We start from the raw sequence: 23736 nt of genomic DNA on the forward strand, positions 1-23736 counted from the left end.
CGTTTCTCGGGCTCAGGACGCGGACTGCGCGGGGGCGAACACGCTGGAGCCGCTGTACTTCGCCGCGTCGGCCGGGTCGATCAGGGCCGTCCCCGCGTCGACGTAGGGCGCGACCTTCTCGCCGTGCCCGACCTTCACCGCGGTCTGCACCGCCTGCGCGGCCTCGCTGATCGGGTCGTTGAGGGCGGTGGCGACGAACTGGCCCTGCGGGATGAGCTTCACCGCCTCCATGAGCCCGTCCACACCGGCGACCTTGACGTCGGTCCGCTTGTTCTCCCGCAGCACCTGCAGGGCACCGAGGGCCATGTCGTCGTTCTGCGCGTACACGGCCTTCACGTCGGGGTTCGCCTGCAGCAGGTCCTGCATGGCGCTGACCGCCTTGGACCGGATGTAGTCGCAGTACGGGCCCTTGACGATCTTGATCTTCGGGTTGCCCTGAACGCCCTGCGCGAAGCCGTTCCCGCGGTCCCGGGCGACCGCGCCGCCGGCGTCGCCCTGGATCTCGATGACCTTGCCGCCGGCCGGGCCGAGCGCCTGCGCGAGCCGCTGCCCCACCAGCTTGCCCATCTGCACGTTGTCGCGCCCGACGTGCGACACCGCCCCCTCCGGGACCGGCCGGTCCAGGGTGATGACGGGGATCTTCGCGGCCTTGGCCGCCGCCAGCCCCGCGGCGGCGCCCTTCGGATCCACCGGGTTGACCAGCAGGACGTCCACGCCCCGCGTGATCAGGTCCTGGATGTCGTTGTTCTGCTTGGTGACGTCGCCGTTGGCGTCCGCGAACAGCAGCTTGGCCCCCGCCTTGGCCGCCGCCTGCTGCGCCCCGTCCTTCAGCTGGACGTAGAACGGCGACTGCTGGGTGACCTCGCTGAAGCCGATCGTCAGCTGGCCGCCGTCGCCGCCCTTGTGCGCCGAGCCACCGCTCGGCCCGGTCGACACCGAGCATGCCGATGCCACCGTGACCACCGTCGCGAGCGCCCCTGCCAGGAACGTTCTGCGCATCTTGCCCTCCCGGGGTTGTGCTGGGGGTCACACCGTAAGAACCCCGTTCATGCAGGCGCAACATTTGCGTGGCATTTTGCTCATCTGAGCACCATGTCGGACGGCACTCGGCGCTGGCCCGCTTGACCTGCAAAGATGAGCCCGCCCCCTCCCCGCACCGTCGCGAGGCCGGCCGCCCCCGCGAGCACGCCATCGGGGACCGGCGCCGCGATCTCGCTCGGTCCCTCGCCGATCGACGCGCACGCCAGGCGAGCGCCGTTGCGCTGAATGTCAACGATTCGTGCGCCGGCCATCAATGACACCGGGGCCGCGAAGGAGAATCATGATGAGTCCGGCCGTCCCTTGATCGACTCGACGACCTGACGCAGCGGGAGGAACACGAAGAAGCCTGGTGGGTTCCGGTCGGGCGACCGGAACGACTCTCATCGTCACCGCTCGCCGAGCACGGTGATCGCACGTGATCGGCCGACGGGGAAAGCGGCTCGATGGAGTCGAAAAGTGCTACGGCCTGATCGGGGGAAAGGCAGCCGGAATCCGGCGCCGGAACGGCGCCCTCGGGGAAACCGTTCCGGCCGCACCACCTGTTCGACCTGGCCCTTCGGGGGCGCCGGCCGGTGCGGGGCTCATCGGCCGGCCGGGCCAGGCCGCGGCCGACGATCGTCAGATGCCCCGGCACCTCACGGTCTCGTCATGGCCGCAGATCATCTCGGCATGTCCGGGGGCGCTCGTCGCCGTACACCATCCGGCGCAGCGCGTCGGCCTCACGGCGACGTCGACCGGCGTGGCCGTCGCGATCCACCACGACGCTGAGCGCGGTGACCATCGCGGCCAGCATCAGGCTGAACACCGCACCGATCACCAGCGACTCACCGCGCCACGCCTGGCCTGCGACGAAGGCGCCGGCCATCATCACCGCCCAAGCGACGACCACTTTGGCGATCCATCGAGGGGCAGGGCGCATGGCTCCGGCCTCCGGTGTGGACGGCCGCAACGCAATGCGTCCTCTGTGCGGATTTCGCGTCGCCGATCAGCCGGCCGCGGCGGGCAGCGAGCCGAGCCTGCCCTCCCAGCCGGCGCGGTGGCCGTCCAGGTGGACGGCCGGCAGGCCGCGGTGGGTGAGCACGACCCTCGTCCCGTCGGCGTCGGGGGTCAGCACGACCTCGACGGTCGACTCCCCGGGCGGCAGCGCGTCGTCGCCGGGGACCCCCCAGGTGAACACGGCGCGATGGGGCGGGTCGACGGTGACATAGACGCCGCGGACGAGGGTCTCGCCCATGTCGAGCGCGAACGCGCCGCCCGGCCGCGGGTCGAGGTCGGCCCGGTCGCCGAGCCACGTGACGATGAGCGCGGGATCGGTGAAGTAGGGGAACACGACCTCGGGCGGCGCCTTGATGTGCTCGGTGGCGAGGACGGCTCCGTCGCGGATCTCGGCGGTCACTGCGGCCCCTTCGGTGGACGCGGGTGGGCTGTCTCCACTGCCCTTTTCAGGCGGCCGAGGGCGTCCGGCCAGAACTCCGAGAGCAGCTCGCGCACCGGCTCCAGGGCTTCGTGGCGCAGCGCGTAGAGGCGGCGGGTCCCCTCACGGCGCTCGGTGAGCAGGCCCGCCTGCTTCAGCACGCCGATGTGCTGGCTGACCGCCTGCTGGGTGAGGGGGAAGGACGCCGCGATCTGGCCCGCGGCCAGCTCGGTGTGCTGGACCAGGCGCAGGATCTGCCGGCGGTGGGGGTCGGCGAGCGCCCGCAGCACCGCGTCGGGCGCCGCGGGCACCGCCTGCTTCCGCTCGGTCATCGGGCCAGGATCTCACGTCCCGAACGGGGTGCCGGTGCCGGTTTCGGCGAGGGTCTCGATGCTCGCCATGAAATGCCTCCAGGCGTCGACGCAGGCGTCCCAGCAGTCGAGCCGCGGGGTCAGGCCGGCGTGCCGGAAGCGCAGCTCGGTGCCGCCGTCGGCGGGGGCGATGTCGAACTCCATCCTCGTGCCGAGCCACTCCCTGGTGTGGCCGGTGGGCACGGCCCCGTCCGGCGCGATCGACTCCCAGACCACACGGTCGGGTCCGGACTCCAGGACGCGCATCGCGTTGGCGCCGTGCTCGCCGAACCCGGTGACGAGGGTGCCGCCGACCGCCCCGTCGCCTTCGGTCGGCCCCCACCAGCGGCTGACGCCGGCGGCGGAGGTGAACAGCGCCGCCACGGCGGCGGGCGTGGCGGGCAGGTTCAGGACCGCGGTGAAGTCCGCGTCCCGCGTGCTGGTGGTGCCGGTCATCTCGATCCCCTTCCGTCTTGTACAAGCAACCTCTTGTACAAGTAGTTGCTTGTGAATCTAGGCGGAGGCCCGGCTGCTTGTCAACGGGTGGGCGCACCCCCGGCCCGTCGCCGGCGCGGGCGTTTGGGCAGCGCCGCGATAGGTACTTATCAACGCGCCCGATCAACAGGTACGGGCACAGGCGAGGAACCAGGGGCGGCATGCCGCGGCGCTGCGGCCCGGGGACGAACAGGGGGCTCTCATGGCAGGCAGACGTTCCGCGACCATGGAGGTGCCCGCGAAGGCGGTCCCCTCGATGCCCGGACCGCCGCGCGGCAGCCAGGTCATCGACGTCGGGAAGCTGGCGAAGGCGCTGGCCAAGGCGGTCGAGGGCGAGGTCCGCTTCGACGACGGCGCCCGAGCGCTCTACGCCAACGACGCGTCGAACTACCGGCAGGTGCCGATCGGCGTCGTCGTCCCGAAGACGCTGGACGACGTCGTGGCCGTGCATCGGATCTGCAAGGAGTACGGCGCGCCCGTGCTGAACCGGGGCGGCGGGACGAGCCTGTCGGGCGAGACCGTCAACTACGCGGTCGTCATCGACCACTCCAAGTACCTGACCCGCATCGGCGAACTGGACGCCGAGAACCGCCGCGTCACCTGCGAGCCCGGTGTCATCAACGAGGAGCTGAACCGGCACACCGGCGGGAAGGCCGGGCTGGTGTTCGGGCCGGACCCGTCGTCGCACTCGCGGTGCGTGATCGGCGGCAACATCGGCAACAACTCCTGCGGCATCCACTCGGTCCAGTCGCAGCTGTACGGGCCGGGGCCGCGCACGTCCGACAACGTCCACGCGCTGGAGATCGTCACCTACGGCGGCGACCGGTTCTGGGTCGGCGTGAATGAGGAGGACCGGCTGGACGAGATCATCGCGGCGGGCGGCCGGAAGGGCGAGATCTACGCGGCGCTCCGCGACCTGCGCGACCGGTACGCCGACGCGATCCGCGCGGGCTTCCCGTCGGTGGAGGACATGCCGCGCCGCGTGTCGGGGTACAACCTGGACGAGCTGCTGCCGGAGCGGGGCTTCAATGTCGCGCGCGCCCTGGTCGGCACCGAGAGCACCTGCGCGACCGCTCTGCAGGCGGTGCTGCTCCTCACCCCGGCGCTGCTGCAGCGCACCCTCGTGGTCGTCGAGTACGCGGACCTGGCGGACGCCGCCGAGCACACCGGCGAGATGATCGAGCGGTTCCGCCCGATCGGGCTGGAGGCCCTCGACCACAAGCTGATCCACGACCAGCGGATGGAGGGCAAGAACCTCTCCGACATCCAGGAGCTGCCGCGCGCGGGCGGCGGAGCGTGGCTGCTCGTCCAGTTCGGCGCCAACACCGAGGAGGAGTCGGTCGGCCGGGCGGAGCGGTTCGTCGAATGGCTCGTCGGCGAGAAGGGCTATGACCGCGACCGCGTCCTCCTGGAGAAGAGCAAGCAGGAGGGCGGCGCCAGCCAGGAGCTCTGGACGATACGGGAGGCCGGCCTCGGCTCCACCGCGTTCCCGCCCGGCAAGGACCACTGGCCCGGCTGGGAGGACTCGGCCGTCCCGCCGCCCAAGACCGGCGAGTACGTGCGGGCGCTCCGCCAGGTCATGGACAGGCACGGCATCGACGGCGCCATGTACGGGCACTTCGCGCAGGGCTGCATCCACTCCCGGATGAGCTTCGACCTGCGCTCCGCCGAGGGTCTCGCCCGCTACCGCGCGTTCATGGAGGAGGCGGCGGACCTCGTCACCTCGTTCGGCGGGTCGGTGTCCGGCGAGCACGGCGACGGGCAGCAGCGCGGCGAGCTGCTGGAGAAGCAGTACGGTCCGGAGCTCATCCAGGCGATGCGCGAGTTCAAGCTCATCTGGGACCCGGACGGGAAGATGAACCCCGGCAAGGTCATCGACCCCTACCGGCTGGACGAGAACCTCCGGCTCGGCACCGGCTACAACCCGCCGCGTCCCGAGGTGAAGTTCGCCTACACCGAGGACGGCGGCGACTTCGCGCACGCGACGCTGCGCTGCGTCGGGATCGGCGAGTGCCGCGTCCCGCAGGCGACGAACACGATGTGCCCGAGCTACCAGGTGACCCGCGAGGAGAAGCACAGCACCCGCGGCCGGGCCCGGCTGCTGTTCGAGATGCTGCAGGGCGAGGCGATCACCGACGGCTGGCAGTCCAAGGAGGTCGCGGAGGTCCTCGACCTGTGCCTGGCCTGCAAGGGCTGCACCAACGACTGCCCGGTCAGCGTGGACGTCCCGACCTACAAGTCGGAGTTCCTGTACCACCACTACAAGTCGGCGCGGCGGTGGCGTCCCCGGTACGCCTACGCGTTCGGCTTCATCGACCAGGCCGCGCGGATCGCGTCCCGGATGCCGGAGATCGCGAACCTCGCGACGCACACGCCGGGCCTGGCGCGGCTGGCGAAGCTCGTCGCGGGCATCGACCGGCGCCGCCCGCTGCCCCGGTTCGCGCCGATGACGCTGCAACGGTGGTTCGCCGAGCGCGGCGGCACCGCGAACCCGCACGGGCGGCCCGTCGTGCTGTTCCCCGACACCTTCAACAACCACTTCCACACCGACGTCGGCGTGGCGTGCGTCGAGGCGATCGAGGCCGCCGGCTGGCAGGTGACCATGCCGGAGGGCCACGTGTGCTGCGGCCGCCCGCTCTACGACTACGGCTTCCTGGACATGGCCGAGCGCTACCTGCACAACGTGCTGGACGTGCTGCGCCCGCACGTCCGCGCCGGCACTCCGGTGGTCGGGATGGAGCCGAGCTGCCTGGCCGTCTTCAAGGACGAGCTGACCAAGCTGCTCCCCCACGACGACGACGCCGAGCGGCTCGCCCGCAACGTCCACCACTTCGCCGAGTTCTTCCACCGGTACGACATCGCCCCGCCGAAGCTGACCGGCGGCGGCAAGGCGCTGCTGTGGGGGCACTGCCACCACCGCGCGACCGGCGGCGTCGACACCGAGAAGAAGGTCCTCGAACGGATGGGCCTGGACACCGAGAGCCTCAAGGGCGGCTGCTGCGGCCTCGCCGGATCCTGGGGATTCGAGAACGGCAAGTACGGCATCTCGATGGACTGCGGCGAGCAGGCGCTGCTGCCCGCCGTCCGCGACGCCGACGACACCACCGCGATCGTCGCGAACGGCTTCTCCTGCAAGACCCAGATCCAGGACGCCGGGACGGGCCGCCGCGCCCTGCACATCGCCCAGCTCATGCGCCTGGCCCGCGAACAGGACGGACGTCCCGTCACCGGCAGGCCGGAAAAGGCCGGACAGGGCCGGAGACCGGCACCGCCGCTCGGCATGCGCGCCGCCCGCATCACCGCCGCGCTCGGCGCCGGGGCGCTGGGCGCGGCCGGTACATACGCGGCGTACCGGGCACTGCGCCCGAGCCCGATGACGCCGACGAGGCGGGCCCGCAGCACGATCGCCCAGTTGCTCCCCTCCTCCACCAGGTGGCCCGGCATGAGCTGAACCACCACCCGGCGGTGCCGGCAGGTCGATCAGAGCACCCCAGACGTGTCTGGCGACACGAGGGACGACGCGGTGACGGGCTTAGACCGGGGAACGGTCTCGCTCAGGCCGGGAGCGCCTCGCAGATCCGCAGGACGCGGTCCAGGCCGGTGCGCCTCAGCACTGTGGCGACCCTTCTGTGAGGCCGAAGCAACGCCAACTCGCCACCCGCCCCGCGCAGCCGTTTCCACAGCCGGATGAACGCGTTGATCGCTGATGAGTCGCAGAAGCTCACCCGCGACAGGTCCAGCGCCAGACGCGGCGCTCCCGCCATCGCGATCGCCGTCTCCGCCTGCTCCACCACCGCAGGCACCGTGGCGATGTCCAGCTCTCCATGCAGCTCGATCACCAGCCACGAATCCGCGGCCGCGACGTCCACCAGCAACCTCGGACCGAGCGGCCGCACGCTCGGTGTCGCGGTCATGCCGCCACCTCCCGCCTCGCTTCACCACTTCCGGGAAGGCTAGACGTACCAACAAACGGCGCATCCATTCATGCACGGGCAAAGAATCCGCGAGCGGCGGCACATCGAGACCATTGCCCTGCGCGCCACTCATCCGCGCCGTCCGGCGTGCTCCGCCGCATCGACGCACCGCCCGTCTCACGACCAGCGGGCGACTCCGCCGTGATGGGAGCACGCACCCCGCCGATGCGCCGAATAGGACGGCGTGCCGTCCCGGCACACAGCCGAGGCTCCGGCCGGATTCGCCGGTCGAGCGGGGGCGGCGGGGGCGGCCTTCCTCGCGGTTCTCCTGGTCGGCGTTCGCGAACTGCCTTGGCGACATGGCCAGGCCGCGGCCGCCCGATCTCCCCGAGGAAGGGAGTCTCGGGCGGCCGACGACTTCGTGCTCGGGCAGATCTCGGCCCGCTATCGGACGTTGTAGCCCTGGGAGTTCCAGAACCGGCCCGGGTTCGGGTTGTCCAGGTGCGGGTCGCCGACGCTCTTGGCCGCGTGCGTCCGGCTGCCGAGACGCATCTCGACGTGGGTGTGCGCGGTCGAGCGGCTCGACACCCCGTTCCACGACTCGTCGGCGATGACCTGCCCGCGGTTGACCGTCTGGCCCACGCGCAGGGAGGGCCGCGGCGCGGAGTGCAGGTAGATCACCGTCTTCCTCAGCGAGGCGTTGTAGATGGAGATCGTGGACAGCCCCGACCTGCCGGTGTGACCGCGCGCGACGTAGATGACCCTTCCGCCGACCAGGGCGTGCACGTCCGACCCGACGCCGCGGGCGATGTCGATGCCCTCGTGCCGGCCGCGGGTGGTGGTGTAGCCGTCGAACCCGCAGGTGATCCGGCCTCCTCGGGCCTGGTACAGCGCGTACGACATGTTCGCGCGCACCAGCGAGGACGGCGCCCCGGGGGCGGCGGGCGCGGTGCGCGCCAGGGCGGCCGGCGCCGGGCCGCCCAGGGCCATGGCCAACGGGACCGCCGCCAGGGAGACGATTCCCGCGCCTGCGCGCTTCCTAGTATTTCTGCCCATGATTTCCCCTTCTGTCCGAACCAGGTCCCTCATCGGGACCCGAATTCGACGGTGCATGCCTGCAACTCACACAGGTATCAGGGAAATCACCGGACGTGCAGCGATAACTGCAATACCAGGGAGACATTCCAGGCAATACATGCACCCGGAGCAGTGCGCTACAGAACCGCTGCGACCAGCGGATCAACCAAGGAGGTGATCAGTTCTGCTATTTCGCGATGATGCCACTGAAATGGTGATTGCGCGCCAGGCGAAGGCCCTCGCCGTCACTGCGCGGGCCGTTCAGGGGATCGACGCCCGTCAACTCTTCGCGGTGCGGCCGAGACGGACGGCCGAGAGCAGGAAGAAGAGGCCGCCGGGGACGGCGTAGCCGGCCGCGTTGGCCAGCGTCGGGTCTTCGGCGGAGGCACCGACGATGAACGAAGCGCCGGCGACCACGGAGATGGCACCGCTGATGATCATCGGCCACTGGCCGCCCATCGCGCGGCGAGTGACGCCCACGATCAGCTGGACGAGCCCGGCCGCGACGGCCCAGGCGCCCCAGACCCGCAGGACCGCCGGAATGCCGGAAGCGCAGGCGATGGCAACGCCGCCGGCGGCGAGCAGGCTGATCGCGATGTTCACGTACAGCAGCACGGGCGAACCGGTACTGCGCGACGCGCGGGCGTCGATGACGGCGGCGGCCACGTCGAACAGCGGGTAGAGCACCAGCAGAGTGACCGCGAGAGGGCCCAGGTCGGAGGCGGTCGTGAACATCACGAGGGCCCAGACGACGGCGAATCCGAAGCGGGCGAAGTACAGCCGCCGCAGGGTGTCGGCGGTCCCGGCGATGCTCTTCGAGGCGATGGCGGTCACAGTGGTCCTTTCCAGGACGGCGAACCGTCCAGGGGAGGTAGAACGAACGTTCTGTCTTCGCTCACCATCGCAACCTGGACGCACCCTGTCAAGACCGAACGTTCTACTCGCTACGATGGCCCCATGGGGCGAGAATCCGGAGGCCGGCCCTCCGAGGCGCGCGACCGCCTGCTCGGCACGGCGACGAGGATCTTCTACGCGGAGGGGATCCACTCGGTCGGGATCGACCGGATCGTCGCGGAGGCGCGGGTGACGCGGGCCACTCTCTACCGGCACTTCCCCGGCAAGGAAGACCTCATCCTCGCCTATCTGGACGAGGTGGACCGGGCCATGCGCGCCCAGGTGGACGATGCCGTCGCCCACGGGCTACCGGCGGCCGACACCATCCGGGCCATCGGCGAGTCCATCGCGCAGGGCATCCGGTCCCCCGATTTCCGGGGATGCGCCTTCCTGAACGCCGCCGCCGAATACCCCGACCCCGATCACCCCGTGCACAAAGCCGTGATCGCCCACCGGCAATGGTTCCTGGACACCGTGACCGAGTTGCTGGCGCGCATCCGGAAGACACCTGCCGAACTCGCTGCACGGCATTTCGTGATGCTGCGTGACGGCGCCATGGCTTCCGGTTGCCTCTTCGACCCGGAACTGGTCTGCGAAACCTTCCTGCGCGGGGTCGACGGCCTGTTGGAGGCCCATGCCGAAGCAGGCAGGCGGGGTCCGGCGCCGGCCTGAACATCCGAGGCGCCGAGGACGTTTCTCGGTCTGCGCAACGGTCGGGATGACCTGCCGGGACATCGGCACCGAATGGAAATTCCCCGCCATTGCGGCTCTCTTCAAGCGGCCGGATCGAAACGGTGAGCGCCCGCCGCGGGAGCCGCGACGGGCGCATCCGTCCCGCCGGCCTCGTCAGCCGGCGGCCCTACGCCGTTCCGGTCACTGGATTCCGGCGTCCTTGCACTTCGCCGCGTAGGCGCCCTTGCACAGATCCGCGGCCTTGACGAACCCGTCGGCCACGACCTGCTTGACGTTGTCCTTGAAGATCCCGATCGGGGTGAGCAGCACCGAGGGCACGTCCCGCTTTCCCTGCGGGTCGTTCACGGTGGCGCTGGTCTCGCCCTTCTGGCCCTTCAGCAGGGAGATGGCGAGCTTGGAGGCGGCGTCGGCCTCCTGCTTGACGGGCTTGTAGACGGTCATGCACTGGGTGCCGTCCAGGATGTTCTGCAGTCCCTGGAGGGTGGCGTCCTGCCCGGTGACCGCGACCTTGCCGCCCTCCTGGTTCTTCTTGGCCACCGCGATCGCGGCGTTGCCGAGGTTGTCGTTGGCGGCCAGCACCCCGTCGATCTTGCCGTGCTGCTCGGTCCAGATCTGCTCGAAGATGGTCGCCGCCTTCTCCGGCTTCCAATCGGGGACCGCCTGTTCGGCCACCTTCTTGTAGCTGGAGACCTTGTCCAGGATGTTGTGCGCGCCCTGGGCGAAGAGGGTGGCGTTGTTGTCGGTCGGCGAGCCATTGAGGTAGGCGATGTTGGCCGGCTTGTCGCCCAAGCACTTCTGCAGGCCCTTGCCCAGTTCCTCGCCGACACGGACGTTGTCGAAGGAGACGTAGTAGTCCGACACCCCGCCCAGCGTCAGCCGGTCGTAGTCGATCGTCTTGACGCCCTGCGACCGGGCCTTGCGCTGCACGGCCGCCGCGGAGTTCGAGTCGAGTCCCGTCACCAGCAGCACGCTTACCCCGCTCGTGAGCATCTGGTCGGCGATCGTCTGGAACCGCTGGGTCGAGCCCTCGGCGTTCTGGATGTCGTACTGGACGCCCGCCGTCTTGAACGCCTGCTCGAGGTACGGCCGGTCGAAGCTCTCCCACCGGGTGGACGAGGTCGTGTCGGGCAGGATCACGCCGACCTTGCCCTTCACCGCCCCCGACCCGGAACCGCCCTTGGAATCGTCGTCCGAATTCCCGCACGCGGAAAGGGTCAGCGCCGACGCCGCCGCCAATGCGGTCAGGCCGGCCATCCCTCTGCGGAGGAGTGTCCGCCTCACGAGCAGCGTCGATGTGTTCTCGCGCACGTCAACTCCAGGGGGTGGAGCCAGGCCTCCGTCAGGCCGTCGGCTTTGCTGAACTGTAGGAACGCAGGTTAATCAGCGTCAAGAACGAATAAGGCCGGAAACGGCCATAGTTTGTACAGAGTCCGGATAAACCTCTAGGGTCGGCACCGTGGACGACGCTCCCGGCTCCCTCACCTCGCTGCGCTCGCGCAACCGGCTGCTGGTCATCGATGCCGTCCGGCGGCACGGCCGGATCAGCAGGGTCGACATCGCCCGGGCGACCGGCCTGTCCCGGACCACCGTCTCCGGCCTCGTCACCGCGCTCCTCGCCGAGGGCGTCCTGACCGAGTCGGCCGACGGAGCGGTCCCCTCGACGGCCCGGGGAGGTCGTCCCGCGACCCCGCTCACGCTCAATCCCGAGGGCGGCGGGCTGCTCGGCGTGCACCTGCGCCACACCGACGTCCGCGTGCTGCTGGCCGACCTGTCCGGCGGCGTCCTGGGCGAGCACCACCGCGAGATCGACGTCGACCACCGTCCGGACGAGGCCCTCGAGTTCATCGCGGACACCGCCCTCGACCTGGTCGCGACCGTGGGACGGGACGCCGGGCGCATCTTCGGCATGGGCGTCGCGGTGTCGGCGCCCGTCCAGTCGCGCTCCCACACACTGAGCCTGCCGTCCATGCTGTCCGGCTGGACCGACGCCGACATCGCGGCGCATCTGAACAGGCGCATCGGCCTGCCGGTGCACGTGGGGAACGACGCCAACCTGGGCGCCCTCGCCGAATGGACCTTCGGCGCCGGACGCGGCGTGGACGACCTGATCTACATCATGCTGTCGGACGGCGTGGGCGCCGGGCTGATCCTGGACGGCCGCTCGTACCAGGGCGCCACCGGGACGGCGGGCGAGCTCGGCCACATCGCCGTGGTCGACGGCGGCTACGTCTGCCGCTGCGGGAACCGGGGCTGCCTGGAGACCGCCGTGGGGGCGCAGGCGCTCACCGCCGCCTTCTCCCGCACGCGAGGTCCGGACACCACGATCACCGACGTGGTGGCCCTGCTCGCCGCCGACGATCCGGGAGCCCGGCGGGTGGTCACCGACGCCGGCCGCATGGTCGGCCGGGCGCTCGCGGGCATCTGCGCGATGCTCGAACCACGGATGGTCGTCGTCGGCGGGCAGGTCGCCGCGCTCGGCCGTCCCCTGCTCGACGGGATCCGCGAAGTCCTGGGCGACCGCCTCCCCCCGGCGATCAACCAGGGCATCACCGTCACCGGGAGCGTTCTCGGCGACCGCGCCGAGGTGTTCGGGGCGATCGTCCTCGCGACCCGTCAGACGTCCGCCCGCCTGCTGGCGCCGCACTTCGACCGCACACCCCCGGATGCCGGGAGCGGGCGCGGGTGAGGACGTAGGCCGCCTTCCGCGGTCGGGCATGGCAGCGGCCAGGCCGGCGAGGATCGAGGGGGGACTCGCGGGCCTGGCCGCTGCGCTGACGCTGAGCGAGACTCTCTTCCTCCTGCCGTTTCCTCCCTTCCGTCGCCGTGCGTTGCTGCGGGTCCGCCGTCGAGTGCGTCATGGCCGGGCCGTCGCGGGAGCCGGCCTCCAGGTTGCGGCGGAACCACCGATGCGAAGCGGGCTTGTGCGCGGCGGAGGTGAGCGCTGCCGCCGGATCCCTCTGCCGGCGGCGGTCGGGCCCCTGTCCGAGAGACGCTCAGGGACCATCGGCACGAGATATCGCCACGGCCGCCCGGTCGGCGGAGTGTCCGGAGGAGCGGGCGGCCCGGGCCGGGCGGGCGGCGTGCCGTAGTTCGCCGCGACCAAGGCGTCGAACTCGTCCCGCAGCCACTGCTCGTCGGCGTAGACCAGCTCCGCGAACTCGCGGACGTCCCGCCGCGGCGCCCACGTCCGGGCCATGCCCCGCATCTCGATCGCCTCCCGGAGCCTCTACCAGCGTCACCAGGCCAACGACCGATTCAACATCTCCATACCTAGAGTTACAGGAACATGTCAAGCAGCGTCCGGACACGCCCCCGGAGACCTTTCGAGCGGCGGTGACCGGCCGCGCCGGTCCGGCCGGCGAAGCGCTTTGCAGCTCGGCGCTCGCACCAGCAACTCATCTGGTTGACCTGGCCGAACAGGCGCTCTGCGGCTAGAACCTGACCTGGAGGACGGGTGGGCGCTCACACCGGTGTTTGACGACCGCGGCGGCGCGGTACTTACAATTTCAGTTGCAGGGTTCTTCCTGTGAGGCAGTGGTAGTCCCGGGGTGTGGAGGTCCCGGGGATCTTCGGAGGTGAGCAAGGATGCTGCTGACGTCGATCGATCCGTTCGTGCAGGAGTTCGAGCGTCAGTTCGACCGTGCGGTCCGGCAGGCGGGGCTGGGCGGTCGCGGGGACGGTGCGGGCATGCCGATGGACGGGATCCGCCGCGCCGACGATGTGGTGCTGCGGTTCGACCTGCCCGGTATCGACCCGGGCTCGATCGAGGTCACCGTGGACCGCGGCGTGCTGACCGTCACCGCGCGCCGCGAGGAGGAGTTCGGCGACAACGAGCGGGTGTTCGTCCGCGAGCGCACGATGGGCGCCTTCACCCGCCGCGTCTACCTGTCGGAGCACCTGGACGCCGACGCCATCGAAGCCGCCTACAACAACGGCGTCCTGGCCGTCCGCATCCCCGTCCTGGAACAGGCCAGGCCCCGCAAGGTCGCCGTCCAGCACACCGGCGACCAGAACGGACTTTCGGCCGGACATCCCGAAGCTTCGTCGTGCGAACAAAACACGTGGTCCAGGAAACCGCACGGTTGAAGTTCCTTCTGACGGGCATATCCACAACCCCTTTAGCCGCCCCGAACCCCCGAACGCCCCTTGGCCATCACCTCCTCCGATGGCCCGCGCATGTACAGGAGATGACAGGTTGTCCCCCCTCGCCGAACAGGTCGGAGACGTTCCCGCTTTCGGATACGGACGCTGGCGGGAGCCATTGCGCACCCGGCGCGACCGCGACGCCGAGACCATTCGGACGATCCTCCGCAAGGCCGGACGCCCCGAGTTCTGCCACCCCGGCGACGGGTTCTTCGTCGACGGCGGCCGCGACGGCGAGCCCTTCCTGGTCGCCTGCGCCTCCCGCGCCCGCCGCCGCACCCTCAGCCCCTTCGCCGAGCTCGCCGCCTACACCACCGCGCTCATCGCCGCGGGAATGCACGTCGAGCCCCAGACCGGCCCCGACGCCAGCCCGCTGGTCCTGCAGGTCCAATTTCCCGAAACCTGATCAGGAGATCGCAGCCGGCCGTTCCCGGGCGAGACGATCCTGAAAACGCACCTGGTGCACATCCCCGCCATTAGGGGCGCGGATTTCCGCACCGGGTGCCGTGTTCAGCGGAAGACGCCGGTGTGGCCGAGGGAGTAGCGGCCCGGCTGGGGATACACGCACAGGCCGTGGGGTCCGTCGCCGACGCGGACGCGGCGGATCAGCCGGCCGGTGGAAGTGGAGATCGCGTAGACCTCGGAGTTGTAGCGGCCCGAGAGCCACAGCACCTTCCCGTCCGCCGAGATCCCGCCCATGTCCGGTGAGCCGCCGCCGGGCAGCCGCCAGCGGCGTACGACCCGGCCGGTCTTGAACGAGATGAGCGAGATGGTGCCCTCGCCGCGGTTGGTGACGTAGAGGGTCGTCGAGTCGCGGCTCACGTACAGGCCGTGGGCGCCCTTGCCGGTCGGGATGAAGCCGGTCTTGCGGAAGGTCGCGGCGTCGATCGTCCAGACGCCGTTCGAGGCCATGTCGGCGATGTAGAAGGTCTTCCCGTCCGGGGACGTCTTCACGTCCTGCGGCATCGCGTGGTCCGCCAGTTTGACGACGCCCGTGACCCGCTGCCGCCGGGTGTCGAGGCGCAGGACGTCGCCGGAGAACTCGCAGGCGGTGAGGAAGAAGTCCCCCGACGCCGAGAAGTCGGCGTGGTTGGGGCCGGTGCACGGCACGTTCACGCGCTTGCGCACCTGCATCGTGTGGGCGTCCCGGAAGTCGATGCGCTGGAGCCGCTCCGCCATGACGATCGCGAAGCGGCCGTCCGGGGTGAAGTACATGTTGTAGGGGTCGTCGACCTGGACGGGCTTGCCCGGCGTCCCGGTGCGCGGGTCGATCGGGACGAGGTCGTTGGAGTCGTTGTCGTTGACCCAGAGCGTCTTCAGGTCCCAGGACGGGACGACGTGCTGCGGCTTGCGGCCGACCTTGAACCGTCCGATCTGCTTGAACGTCTTCTGGTCCAGCACGATCACGTCGTCGCCCTCGGAGTCGGGGACGTACACCCGCGCCGGCAGGCCGCGCACCGCCGGGCTCAGCAGGCCGGGCCGGTCGTGCTCGTACAGGTCCACGGGCGACTTCATCTCGGCGACGGCCTTCTCGGGCGCCTGTTCGCGCGCGCCGCCGGCGGGGCCCTCGGAGGAGCATGCCGCGGCCAGCATCCCTGCGGCGGCCACGATCACCCATCGGCGCTTCATGTCCCCACCAGCTCCGAAACGGTGACGGGACGCAGGCCACGCCCGCGCAGGCCGTCCAGGATGGACGGCAGCGCCTCGACGGTCCCGGCGTGCCCGAGGTGCATGCTCACCACCGAGCCGCCGCGCGCCTCGCCGAGAACTCTGCGGGTGATGGCCGAGGCGCCGGGATCGGTGAAGTCCAGCGAGTCCACGTCCCAGGACAGGCAGCCCCGATATCCCAGCGCCGCCGCCTGGGCACGCACCCGCGGCGACGCGTGCCGCGCCTGCGACGGCCGGAACCAGGCGCCCGGCGTACCGGTCAGTTTCCGCAGCCGCTCGGCGCACTGGGCGATCTCGGCGTACGAGGCCGCCGCGGGCATCGCGTCGATGTCGCGGTGGTTCTGCGTGTGGTTGCCCAGTTCATGGCCGCCGTCAAGGAACGACCGCGCCATGCGCGGCTCCTCGTCCAGCCACCGCCCGACCGCCATGACGGTGATGTGCGCACCCGCCGCGTTCACCTCCCGCAGGAGTCGCTGGGCCAGCGCCGGGTCGCCGGACCCGTGGAACGTCAAGGCCACAGCGCGGGCGGTCCGTGCCCCATGGACGACCTCGTCCGGCCGGGACCGGACGGGCCGCGCCGCGGCGGAGGCACTCGCGGAACCGCCGGTACTGCGTCTCGTGTCCGCGCCGCGCGGGGAGGAACCTGCGCCGCATGCGGCGCAGAGCCCCGCGCCGGCCAGCCCGGCCGCCCCCGCCAACACGGTACGTCTCTGAATTGTCACGATGTGTAGCATAGGTTCGGCTGCACCGCACCAAGGTCAACCGTTTCGGCGAGATCCGGCAAGAGTTGGCGAAATCCCCCACCCCTCGCCGCCTCGACGGCCAACGCCTTCCCAGGTGCGGAGGCCGGTGCGGCGGGGGCAGGGGCCGGCCGGTGGCGCGGTGGTCACCAGTCGATCCCGGCCGCCACCGGCCGGTGGTCGCTGCCGGTCGCGGGCAGGACCCGCGAGTTCTCCGGTTTCATGCCCCTGACCAGGATCTGATCGATCCGCACCATCGGGAACTCCGCCGGCCAGCTGAAGCCGAAGCCGTCCCCGGCCACGTCCTGGACCGAGCGCATCCGCGAGGTGAGGGCGTCGAAGGCGCGGTCGTCGGTGGTGCCGTTCAGGTCGCCGAGCAGCACCACCCGCCGGTTCGGCTCGGCGGCGATGGCCTTGCCCAGCGCCTGCGCGTTCCTGTCCCGCGAGACCGTCCAGAAGCCCGCCCTGGGATTCACGCGTGCGGACCCCAGGTGGGCGACGTAGACCGCCAGCGGCCCGTGGTCCGTCGTCACCGTTGCGCGCAGCGCCCGGTTGTAGGCCAGCTTGACCCGGGCCGGCTTGGTGGCCGCCAGGGGGCCGTAGTCCGTCTCGATCTCGACCGGCCGGATGTCCGACAGCGGCAGCTTGCTCCACAACCCGACCGTGCCCTGCACCGTGTGGTACGGATACGCCTGCGCCAGTTCCTTCTCGTAGATCCCCTTGGCCTGCGCGGTCAGCTCTTCAAGCGCCAGCACCTTCGCGCCGGTGGCGGCCAGGTCGCGGGCGGTGCCGGCGGGATCGGGGTTGTCGGCGCCGACGTTCTGGCTGGCCACGGTGAGGTCGCCGCCCGGATGGGACTTGTCGCCGAGCATGCCGCCGAAGAGGGTGAGCCACGCCGCGACCGGCACCAGCAGCGCGATCGTCGCGGAGGCCGAGCGGCGCCACAGCGCCAGGGCCAGCAGCACCGGGACGAACAGGCCGAGCCACGGCAGGACCGTCTCCACCAGGCTGCCGAGGTTCCCGATCCGGTTGGGGATCTCCGCGTGCAGCAGCATGACCAGGCCGAGCAGCAGCGCCAGTGCCGCGAGGACCGGGCCGCGCCTCCACGGCTCCGGCCGGGAGGCGGCGCGGATCGCCCGGCGGACGCCGTCGCGCCGGGCACCGGAGCCGGTGTCAGGGGCGCCGGCGCCGCCCTGGTCGGTCTCCGCCGCGTCGACCTGCGCCATCGTCCGTCCTCGTTCGCTGTCGGTCACTGCTTCATCCTCGGGTCTTGGGTGGGGTCGGCGTACATGTGGGGGCAGCCACGATCGATCGCGCTGGTGCGCAGTTCGTAGTGCCAGGGTTCGTTGCGGTAGATCTGGCACAGCCCGTATCCGGCACCGTGCCGGGAAAGCCACGCCGTCGCGTCGGAACGGCCGAGGTCGACCGCGTCTCCCGACACGTGGAGGGACGTCGCGGCGGTGGCCACCCAGCGGGAGGCCGCGTCCTCCGACCCGTACCGGGCGATCGCCTGGCGAAGAAGCTGATCTTGGTACCCCGGGGAGCGCCAGCCGCTGTTGACGTAGAACGTGACGCCGTCGTGCGCGGCGTCCGTCGCGGCCCTGCGGAGGGCTTCGAGCAGGGCCGGACGGAGGTTGGCCACGGCCGGAATCCCGTCGTCGAAGACCGTCACGCCGTCGGGGACGAGGCCGTCGGCCTTACCGAGGGCACCATGGTGCGCACTGCGAGGAGCCTTCGAGGCCCGCGCGGAGGACGAGGGCGGTGCCGGTGAGGACGGCCTCGACGAGGGCGAGGAGGACGAGGAGTCCCGCGCCCGGTGGCCGAGGGTCGCGGCGATCGCCGCGATGACGACGATCAGGCCGATGACAAGGAGCCGGCGAATCCGGCGGGTCGCTCCTCGTGCGGATGGCGGGTTCGCGGTCATGCCGCAAGTCAACGCAGGCCGGTGTTGCCGGCGTGTATGCGGTTTTCGATATGCCGACGATACGCGGCGGTTCGTAGCATCGTGAGCATGCGTGTGCTGATCCTCGAGGACGAGCCCTACATGGCAGAAGCCATCCGCGATGGCCTGCGCCTGGAGGCGATCGCGGCGGACATCGCGGGGGACGGCGACACCGCTCTGGGGCTGCTGGGGATCAACGCCTACGACATCGCCGTCCTCGACCGCGACGTCCCCGGACCGTCCGGTGACGAGATCGCCGAACGCATCGTCGCCTCCGGCAGCGGCATGCCGATCATCATGCTCACCGCCGCCGACCGCCTCGACGACAAGGCCTCGGGGTTCGAGCTCGGCGCCGACGACTACCTCACCAAGCCGTTCGAGCTGCAGGAGCTCGTGCTCCGCCTGAGGGCGCTCGACCGCAGACGGGCCTACAGCAGGCCACCGGTGCGGGAGATCGCGGGTCTGCGGCTCGACCCGTTCCGCCGCGAGGTCTACCGGGACGGCCGCTACGTCGCGCTGACCAGGAAGCAGTTCGCCGTGCTCGACGTCCTCGTCGCCGCCGAAGGGGGCGTCGTCAGCGCCGAGGAGCTCCTGGAGCGGGCGTGGGACGAGAACGCCGACCCGTTCACCAACGCGGTGCGGATCACCGTCTCGGCACTGCGCAAACGGCTCGGCGAGCCATGGATCATCGCGACCGTGCCGGGCGTCGGCTACCGCATCGACACGCAAGCGGAGGCCGGAAACGAGGGAGGGGACCATGGATAGAGCACCCGGGCTGAGCGTCCGTCTCAAACTCACCCTCAGCTACGCGGCGTTCCTCATGCTCGCGGGAGCCCTGCTGCTCGCCGCCGTGTGGGTGTTCCTCCTGCGCTACGTCCCCGACCGTGCGCTCCTCGTGGCCTCCGGCACCTCCGACAACGGTGTCTTTCCCATCCGGTCCAACCTCCTGCGCGTCTTCGCTCCGAGGGCGGCGGCGGTCATGGCGTTCCTGCTGGTGTTCGGGCTCGCGGGAGGGTGGCTCCTGGCCGGCCGGATGCTCGCCCCGCTGACCCGCGTCGCGGACGCCGCCCGGCTGGCCTCGACCGGATCGCTCTCGCACCGGATCCGGCTGCCGGGCCGCCAGGACGAGTTCCGCGAGCTCGCCGACGCCTTCGACACGATGCTGGCACGGCTCGAGGCGCACGTGGCCGAACAGCGGAGGTTCGCGGCCAACGCCTCGCACGAACTGCGGACCCCGCTGGCGATCTCGAAGGCACTGCTCGACGTGGCCCGCACCGATCCGGACCGGGACGCCCGCGAGGTCATCGACCGCCTCCACGCCGTGAACGCACGGGCGATCGACCTCACCGAGGCGCTGCTCCTCCTCAGCCGCGCGAACCAGCGGTCCTTCACCCGGGAGGACGTCGACCTGTCCCTCATAGCGGAAGAGGCCACCGAGACGCTCCTCCCCCTCGCCGAGAAGCGCGGCATCGGCATCGAGACCTGCGGCGACGTCGCCCCCACCGTCGGATCGCAGGCGCTCCTGCTCCAGCTGACCATGAACCTCGTGCAGAACGCGATCGTCCACAACCTGCCTGACCAGGGCACCGTGTGGATCACCACCAGCGCCCGCGCCCGGACGGTGGTGCTCACGGTCGAGAACACCGGCGAGAAGCTCGCCCCGCAGCTGGTCTCGACCCTCACCGAGCCCTTCCAGCGCGGCACCGAACGCATGCACACCGACCACGCGGGCGTCGGGCTCGGCCTGGCCATCGTCAAGACGATCACCGAGGCGCACGGCGGGACCCTCACCCTCACGCCGCGCCCCGCCGGCGGGATCCGCGTCACCGTGGAACTGCCCGCGATCACCGCGCACACCATCAGTGGTCTCGATGAGGAGGCACGCCATGGCCGGACCGCTCGACTCCGCGCATGTCGTCACCAAGATCCCCTGCCGGGATCTGGACCGTGCCCGGCGCTTCTACCGTGACCGCCTCGGCCTCGAGGCCGTCGAGGAGCGTGAGGGCGGGCTCCGCTACCTGTGCGGGCGGACGGAGTTCCATCTGTTCCTGTCGTCCGGGAACGCCTCCGGCACCGCGACGCAGATGGGCTTCGAGGTGGACGACCTCGACCGGGTCGTCGCCGAGCTGCGGGCCCGTGGCGTGGAGTTCGAGGAGGTCGATGTTCCCGGCTTCAAGGTCGAGGGCGAGATCGTGACCGTCCCCGGCAACTATCCCAGCAAGGGACGCGGCGAGCGCGGCGCGTTCTTCCGCGACAGCGAGGGCAACCTCCTGGCGCTCGGGCAGGCGACGTCCTGACCGATCAGCCCGCGAGCGCCGGTCCCCGGCGGGCGGTCGGGCGGGCGGGCGGAACCGATCATGCGGGCGGGCCGTCGCAGTGGTTCACGGTTCGTTCGGATGATGAGGGACGAAGTACGGAATGACCCGATTCCCGCAGATGCCCGCACCGGCGGACCTCGCCGCCGCCGGACCCAAGGGCGCCAAGAGGATGCTGACCAAGGCCGCGAGCCCGCTGCCCGCCGCCGAGCTGGCGCCGTTCTTCGAGCAGGCCTGCCGGGAGCTCGCTCGGGCCGGTGAGAGCGAGCTCGCGTTCTGGGCGTTCGGGCAGGCCCGCAAGATCGAGAAGGACCATCCCGCGCTTCTCGACCTCGCCCGGGTGCAGGACGTCTTCCTCGAACTGGTGCCCGCGGGCGGCGTCGGACCCGCCGCGCTGCGCGACCACGCCAGGACGCTCGCCGAGCACTTGCCGGCGGAGGAGGCGCACGCCCGCTTCCGTGAGGTGATCTGCGCGGGATTCGACGCCGGGCTCATCCCGTACGCCCGGATCTTTCCCGACCTGCGCGGACTGGCCCGCGCCGCGAAGATCAAGAAGCGCGACGAGGAGGCGTTCCTGGCCGAGCGGCTGCTGCGCGCCGGGCTCATGCCCATCGCGTCCCACCAGGTCTGGGCGGCCGCCCGCGAGCCGCTCGCCGAGGTGGCCCGACGCGACGACGACCTGATGAAGCTGCTGATCGCCGCCGAGCCCGACCGCGCCCGGCACGAGGAGGACGGCGGCGAGGAGGTCGCCGAGGAGATCCGGCAGATGTGGCTGGAGTCCTTGGCCGCGAGCGGGGCGGGGGCGCACCTGCCGGCGCAGTGGTTCGCCACCGCGGGACGCGGTTGCGCGGCCCCCGTCCTGCTGGAGCTCGTCGACCAGGCGGGCGACCGGCTCTTCCCGAACGCCGAGGTGGTGTACGGCGAGGAGACGGACCCGGCGCTTCCGCCTCCCGACCACCGGCACATCGTCCCGACGGGAGAGATGAACAGCGACTCGCCCCGCTGGTGGGAACGGGGATTCGACGCGGCGCACCAGGCCACGGAGGTGGCGTCCGGGCCGGAAGGACGCGCGCGTTTCGCCGGTCTGCTGGACGCGTTCGTCCGCGATCTGGGGTATTTCGGCAACGTCGACTACGCGGCCACGGTGAGGGCGCTCTGGGACCTGCCGGAGACCCGCGAGGTGCTGAGCGAAGCCGTCGACGGCTGGAAGGCCGACGCGGGCAGCCCGGACCTGCCCTTCCTGCACGGCGCCCTGCACCGGCTGGTGCGGCTCACCGGCCGCGGCGGTCTCCTCGCCCTGGAGCCGGGCGTCGCCGAAGGGCTCGAACCCGCCGACCCCGCGGACGCCCTGCTGGCGGCCCTGCGCGGCGGCATTCCCGCCGAATTGGCCGTGCCCGGCGACGGGACGCCGCACAAGTCTCCGAAGGCGGCGCGGACGATCGTCCAGCACCTCGGATACCTCACCATCGCGGAACGGTCCTGGCACGGCCACGCGTCCGTCACCGGTGACGACGCCCTGTCGCTGGCGCTTCCCCAGCTGCCCGATGGGCTGCTGCCCTGGTACGACGGCAGGAGCGGCCTGCTGTCGCGGATCGAGGGCGGTCTCTGGCAGACGTTCCGGGTCGAGGGGCGGACGGGCCCGACCGTCGCGCTCACCCTGGACCCCTCCGCCGCCACCGCGCGCCCCCAGGCACCGGGAGCCGCCGAGGTGAGGTTCCCAGGCGCCACCGGGCCGAGCGAGGTCCGGTTGAGCCGGGGTGCGATCACCGTCACCGCTCCCGACGGCACCCGGACGGCCCGGCTGCTCTTCTCGCCCGTCATGGGCACGAAGGGCGGGCTCGTGCCGCCGCCCGGCTGGTGGCCGCGGCGCGACCCGGTGGACCCGGACGGGTCGGCGGCGCTGCGCCGTCTCGATCGCGAGGGTGCGGCGCGCCTGCTGGAGGCGACGCTGGCCGGGCCGCCCGCTGCCGCCGACGCGCTGGAGGCCGTGCTGCCCGAGGTGACCGCGCCGGCCCTGCGCGAGGGCGTCCTCGATGCCGCGCGTACCGCCGCCGAGTGCCTCGTCCTGGCCATCGAGCTCCGCGACCGGGTCGGGCGTCCCCAGCCTCCGTCACTGCCCGCCCTCGTCTCACCGGACCCCGGACTCCCCTTCGCGCGCACCACGGTGCGGACGAGGTGGCTCGTGCGCCAACGGCTTGCGGCCCGCGCTCTGGAGTCGGCGGCCGCCGAGCCCGCGGCCGACAAGCCCTACCTCGTCCAGACGGTCTCCCTGCCGGCCGGCGGTCATGTGGTCGAGCCGGACGCCCTGGCGGGTCGCGCGCTCCCGGCCGTCCTGCCGTGGACCTCCGGTTCGCAACGCGAAGGCGTCCTCGACGTCCTCCGCCTCTGGGCCAACGCCCCGATCGGCGACGGCACCGGAGCCTGCCGGGTCCTTCGCCTCACTCCTTCGGACGGCGAGGAGGGGTCCAACGCCGAGCGCCAGATGGTCGACAGGAAACTGGAGAGGACGGCCCCCGGGCAGCTCTGGCGTACCCCGAACGGCGCCCTGCTGATCACGGGCTACCAGCGGCACGACCGGACCGCGACGGCCGTGGAGTACGCGCCCGCCGGCACGTTCGCCCCCATCGAGCCGCCCGGCTGGCAGGCGTCTCGGGCCCCCGTCCCCTGCTGGGGCAACGCCGATCGCGTCGTCCGGCTCCTCCGGCTGCTGACCGAACGCGGCCCCGCGCCGATCGATGCCACCGACACCGTTCGCGACCTGGCCGAACGCGCGGGATTCGGCCTGGCCGACGCCGTCGCGGTCTGCGCGTTCCCCGCCGAGGTCCTGGGCGACGACATCCCCACGACCGGCGCGGCACTCCCCTTCCCCCTGCGGGACGCGCTGCGGGAACGCCTGCTGCCCGACGACCCGGCCGACCTCTGGACCACCGGTCTCACCACGGAGGCGGCGGCCACCTGGTGGCGAACCCACGGCAGGCCCCCGAACGTCGTGTAGCCGATCATCGCGCGGCGGCGCGCCGCGACGGCCCGGCGACCGGCTCGGCCGCGTG

General features: G+C 71.3%; 23 protein-coding genes. 9 read left to right on the top strand and 14 right to left on the bottom strand.

The window, feature by feature from the left end; all coding sequences use genetic code 11:
* Positions 1-12: 12 nt before the first annotated feature.
* The 5 genes from J4557_RS09290 to J4557_RS09310 all read right to left on the bottom strand — a co-directional run bounded on the left by J4557_RS09290 (position 13) and on the right by J4557_RS09310 (position 3261).
* On the bottom strand, positions 13-999 hold the full coding sequence (locus J4557_RS09290) for a substrate-binding domain-containing protein (RefSeq protein WP_208266035.1): 987 nt from the start codon (positions 997-999) through the stop codon (positions 13-15).
* Between the two features lie 688 nt (positions 1000-1687).
* On the bottom strand, positions 1688-1930 hold the full coding sequence (locus J4557_RS09295; protein WP_208266036.1) for a hypothetical protein: 243 nt from the start codon (positions 1928-1930) through the stop codon (positions 1688-1690).
* Between the two features lie 96 nt (positions 1931-2026).
* Positions 2027-2437: an SRPBCC family protein gene (locus J4557_RS09300; RefSeq protein ID WP_208266037.1), complete on the bottom strand. Its 411-nt coding sequence runs from the start codon at positions 2435-2437 to the stop codon at positions 2027-2029.
* Positions 2434-2787: an ArsR/SmtB family transcription factor gene (locus J4557_RS09305; protein WP_208266038.1), complete on the bottom strand. Its 354-nt coding sequence runs from the start codon at positions 2785-2787 to the stop codon at positions 2434-2436. The genes J4557_RS09300 and J4557_RS09305 overlap by 4 nt, the downstream gene beginning before the upstream one ends.
* Positions 2788-2799: 12 nt before the next feature.
* Positions 2800-3261, bottom strand: coding sequence for an SRPBCC family protein (locus J4557_RS09310; RefSeq protein WP_208266039.1), 462 nt, complete (start codon positions 3259-3261; stop codon positions 2800-2802).
* A 241-nt stretch (positions 3262-3502) separates the two neighbouring features.
* Between J4557_RS09310 and J4557_RS09315 the strand changes: the two genes are divergently transcribed.
* Positions 3503-6751 carry an FAD-binding and (Fe-S)-binding domain-containing protein gene (locus tag J4557_RS09315; protein WP_208266040.1) on the top strand — a complete coding sequence of 1083 codons (3249 nt, stop codon included), beginning with the start codon at positions 3503-3505 and terminating at the stop codon, positions 6749-6751.
* 103 nt (positions 6752-6854) lie between these two features.
* Here the strand turns inward: J4557_RS09315 and J4557_RS09320 are convergent, their stop codons facing one another.
* From J4557_RS09320 to J4557_RS09335, 4 genes are all read right to left on the bottom strand, one after another.
* Complete coding sequence (locus J4557_RS09320; protein ID WP_208266041.1) at positions 6855-7214, bottom strand: STAS domain-containing protein; 360 nt, start codon at positions 7212-7214, stop codon at positions 6855-6857.
* A 177-nt stretch (positions 7215-7391) separates the two neighbouring features.
* Positions 7392-7649 (bottom strand): DUF3761 domain-containing protein, encoded by a 258-nt coding sequence (locus J4557_RS52155; RefSeq protein ID WP_208266187.1) that lies wholly within the window; start codon positions 7647-7649, stop codon positions 7392-7394.
* A 9-nt stretch (positions 7650-7658) separates the two neighbouring features.
* Positions 7659-8270 (bottom strand): peptidoglycan DD-metalloendopeptidase family protein, encoded by a 612-nt coding sequence (locus J4557_RS09330; RefSeq protein ID WP_208266042.1) that lies wholly within the window; start codon positions 8268-8270, stop codon positions 7659-7661.
* A gap of 300 nt (positions 8271-8570) precedes the next feature.
* Positions 8571-9125: a hypothetical protein gene (locus J4557_RS09335; RefSeq protein WP_307799572.1), complete on the bottom strand. Its 555-nt coding sequence runs from the start codon at positions 9123-9125 to the stop codon at positions 8571-8573.
* Between the two features lie 123 nt (positions 9126-9248).
* On the opposite strand from J4557_RS09335, the gene J4557_RS09340 reads away from it, so the two are divergent.
* Positions 9249-9857: a TetR/AcrR family transcriptional regulator gene (locus J4557_RS09340; protein WP_208266043.1), complete on the top strand. Its 609-nt coding sequence runs from the start codon at positions 9249-9251 to the stop codon at positions 9855-9857.
* A 201-nt stretch (positions 9858-10058) separates the two neighbouring features.
* Here J4557_RS09340 and J4557_RS09345 read toward each other — a convergent pair whose 3' ends face one another.
* Entirely contained in the window at positions 10059-11186 is a 1128-nt protein-coding gene (locus tag J4557_RS09345; RefSeq protein WP_307799574.1) for a sugar ABC transporter substrate-binding protein, read from the bottom strand.
* Positions 11187-11334: 148 nt separating this feature from the next.
* Between J4557_RS09345 and J4557_RS09350 the strand changes: the two genes are divergently transcribed.
* From J4557_RS09350 to J4557_RS09360, 3 genes are all read left to right on the top strand, one after another.
* A complete protein-coding gene (locus J4557_RS09350; RefSeq protein ID WP_208266044.1) occupies positions 11335-12564 on the top strand; it encodes an ROK family transcriptional regulator in 1230 nt (409 codons plus the stop codon).
* 899 nt (positions 12565-13463) lie between these two features.
* Entirely contained in the window at positions 13464-13964 is a 501-nt protein-coding gene (locus J4557_RS09355) for an Hsp20/alpha crystallin family protein (RefSeq protein ID WP_208266045.1), read from the top strand.
* A 175-nt stretch (positions 13965-14139) separates the two neighbouring features.
* On the top strand, positions 14140-14427 hold the full coding sequence (locus J4557_RS09360; RefSeq protein WP_208266046.1) for a hypothetical protein: 288 nt from the start codon (positions 14140-14142) through the stop codon (positions 14425-14427).
* Between the two features lie 104 nt (positions 14428-14531).
* Here the strand turns inward: J4557_RS09360 and J4557_RS09365 are convergent, their stop codons facing one another.
* The 4 genes from J4557_RS09365 to J4557_RS09380 form a co-directional block, all read right to left on the bottom strand.
* Positions 14532-15650, bottom strand: coding sequence for a YncE family protein (locus J4557_RS09365; protein ID WP_208266047.1), 1119 nt, complete (start codon positions 15648-15650; stop codon positions 14532-14534).
* A complete protein-coding gene (locus J4557_RS09370; protein WP_279576012.1) occupies positions 15647-16423 on the bottom strand; it encodes a polysaccharide deacetylase family protein in 777 nt (258 codons plus the stop codon). Before J4557_RS09370 ends, J4557_RS09365 begins: the two co-directional genes overlap by 4 nt.
* A gap of 152 nt (positions 16424-16575) precedes the next feature.
* Positions 16576-17682 (bottom strand): endonuclease/exonuclease/phosphatase family protein, encoded by a 1107-nt coding sequence (locus tag J4557_RS09375; protein WP_307799576.1) that lies wholly within the window; start codon positions 17680-17682, stop codon positions 16576-16578.
* Positions 17679-18353 carry a M15 family metallopeptidase gene (locus J4557_RS09380; RefSeq protein WP_208266049.1) on the bottom strand — a complete coding sequence of 225 codons (675 nt, stop codon included), beginning with the start codon at positions 18351-18353 and terminating at the stop codon, positions 17679-17681. Before J4557_RS09380 ends, J4557_RS09375 begins: the two co-directional genes overlap by 4 nt.
* Positions 18354-18440: 87 nt before the next feature.
* On the opposite strand from J4557_RS09380, the gene J4557_RS09385 reads away from it, so the two are divergent.
* The 4 genes from J4557_RS09385 to J4557_RS09400 all read left to right on the top strand — a co-directional run bounded on the left by J4557_RS09385 (position 18441) and on the right by J4557_RS09400 (position 23681).
* Positions 18441-19136, top strand: a complete 696-nt coding sequence (locus J4557_RS09385) for a response regulator transcription factor (RefSeq protein ID WP_208266050.1) — start codon at positions 18441-18443, stop codon at positions 19134-19136.
* Positions 19129-20340 carry a sensor histidine kinase gene (locus tag J4557_RS09390; RefSeq protein ID WP_208266051.1) on the top strand — a complete coding sequence of 404 codons (1212 nt, stop codon included), beginning with the start codon at positions 19129-19131 and terminating at the stop codon, positions 20338-20340. Before J4557_RS09385 ends, J4557_RS09390 begins: the two co-directional genes overlap by 8 nt.
* Positions 20258-20668: a VOC family protein gene (locus J4557_RS09395; RefSeq protein ID WP_208266052.1), complete on the top strand. Its 411-nt coding sequence runs from the start codon at positions 20258-20260 to the stop codon at positions 20666-20668. Before J4557_RS09390 ends, J4557_RS09395 begins: the two co-directional genes overlap by 83 nt.
* A 121-nt stretch (positions 20669-20789) precedes the next feature.
* The gene (locus J4557_RS09400; protein ID WP_208266053.1) at positions 20790-23681 is read left to right on the top strand and encodes a hypothetical protein; all 2892 of its coding nucleotides are present in this window, start codon (positions 20790-20792) and stop codon (positions 23679-23681) included.
* The last annotated feature ends 55 nt before the right edge of the window (positions 23682-23736 follow it).

It is taken from the genome of Actinomadura nitritigenes, assembly GCF_017573545.1.
GTDB classification, from domain to species: Bacteria; Actinomycetota; Actinomycetes; order Streptosporangiales; family Streptosporangiaceae; genus Spirillospora; species Spirillospora nitritigenes.

Coding starts and splice junctions, on each gene's coding strand:
- J4557_RS09355 (WP_208266045.1), top strand. CDS start 13,464: ATGCTGCTGACGTCGATCGATCCGTTCGTGCAGGAGTTCGAGCGTCAG.
- J4557_RS09315 (WP_208266040.1), top strand. CDS start 3,503: ATGGCAGGCAGACGTTCCGCGACCATGGAGGTGCCCGCGAAGGCGGTC.
- J4557_RS09395 (WP_208266052.1), top strand. CDS start 20,258: ATGGCCGGACCGCTCGACTCCGCGCATGTCGTCACCAAGATCCCCTGC.
- J4557_RS09320 (WP_208266041.1), bottom strand. CDS start 7,214: ATGACCGCGACACCGAGCGTGCGGCCGCTCGGTCCGAGGTTGCTGGTG.
- J4557_RS09380 (WP_208266049.1), bottom strand. CDS start 18,353: ATGACCGCGAACCCGCCATCCGCACGAGGAGCGACCCGCCGGATTCGC.
- J4557_RS09310 (WP_208266039.1), bottom strand. CDS start 3,261: ATGACCGGCACCACCAGCACGCGGGACGCGGACTTCACCGCGGTCCTG.
- J4557_RS09400 (WP_208266053.1), top strand. CDS start 20,790: ATGACCCGATTCCCGCAGATGCCCGCACCGGCGGACCTCGCCGCCGCC.
- J4557_RS09290 (WP_208266035.1), bottom strand. CDS start 999: ATGCGCAGAACGTTCCTGGCAGGGGCGCTCGCGACGGTGGTCACGGTG.
- J4557_RS09390 (WP_208266051.1), top strand. CDS start 19,129: ATGGATAGAGCACCCGGGCTGAGCGTCCGTCTCAAACTCACCCTCAGC.
- J4557_RS09365 (WP_208266047.1), bottom strand. CDS start 15,650: ATGAAGCGCCGATGGGTGATCGTGGCCGCCGCAGGGATGCTGGCCGCG.
- J4557_RS09370 (WP_279576012.1), bottom strand. CDS start 16,423: ATGCTACACATCGTGACAATTCAGAGACGTACCGTGTTGGCGGGGGCG.
- J4557_RS09330 (WP_208266042.1), bottom strand. CDS start 8,270: ATGGGCAGAAATACTAGGAAGCGCGCAGGCGCGGGAATCGTCTCCCTG.
- J4557_RS09305 (WP_208266038.1), bottom strand. CDS start 2,787: ATGACCGAGCGGAAGCAGGCGGTGCCCGCGGCGCCCGACGCGGTGCTG.
- J4557_RS09385 (WP_208266050.1), top strand. CDS start 18,441: ATGCGTGTGCTGATCCTCGAGGACGAGCCCTACATGGCAGAAGCCATC.
- J4557_RS09340 (WP_208266043.1), top strand. CDS start 9,249: ATGGGGCGAGAATCCGGAGGCCGGCCCTCCGAGGCGCGCGACCGCCTG.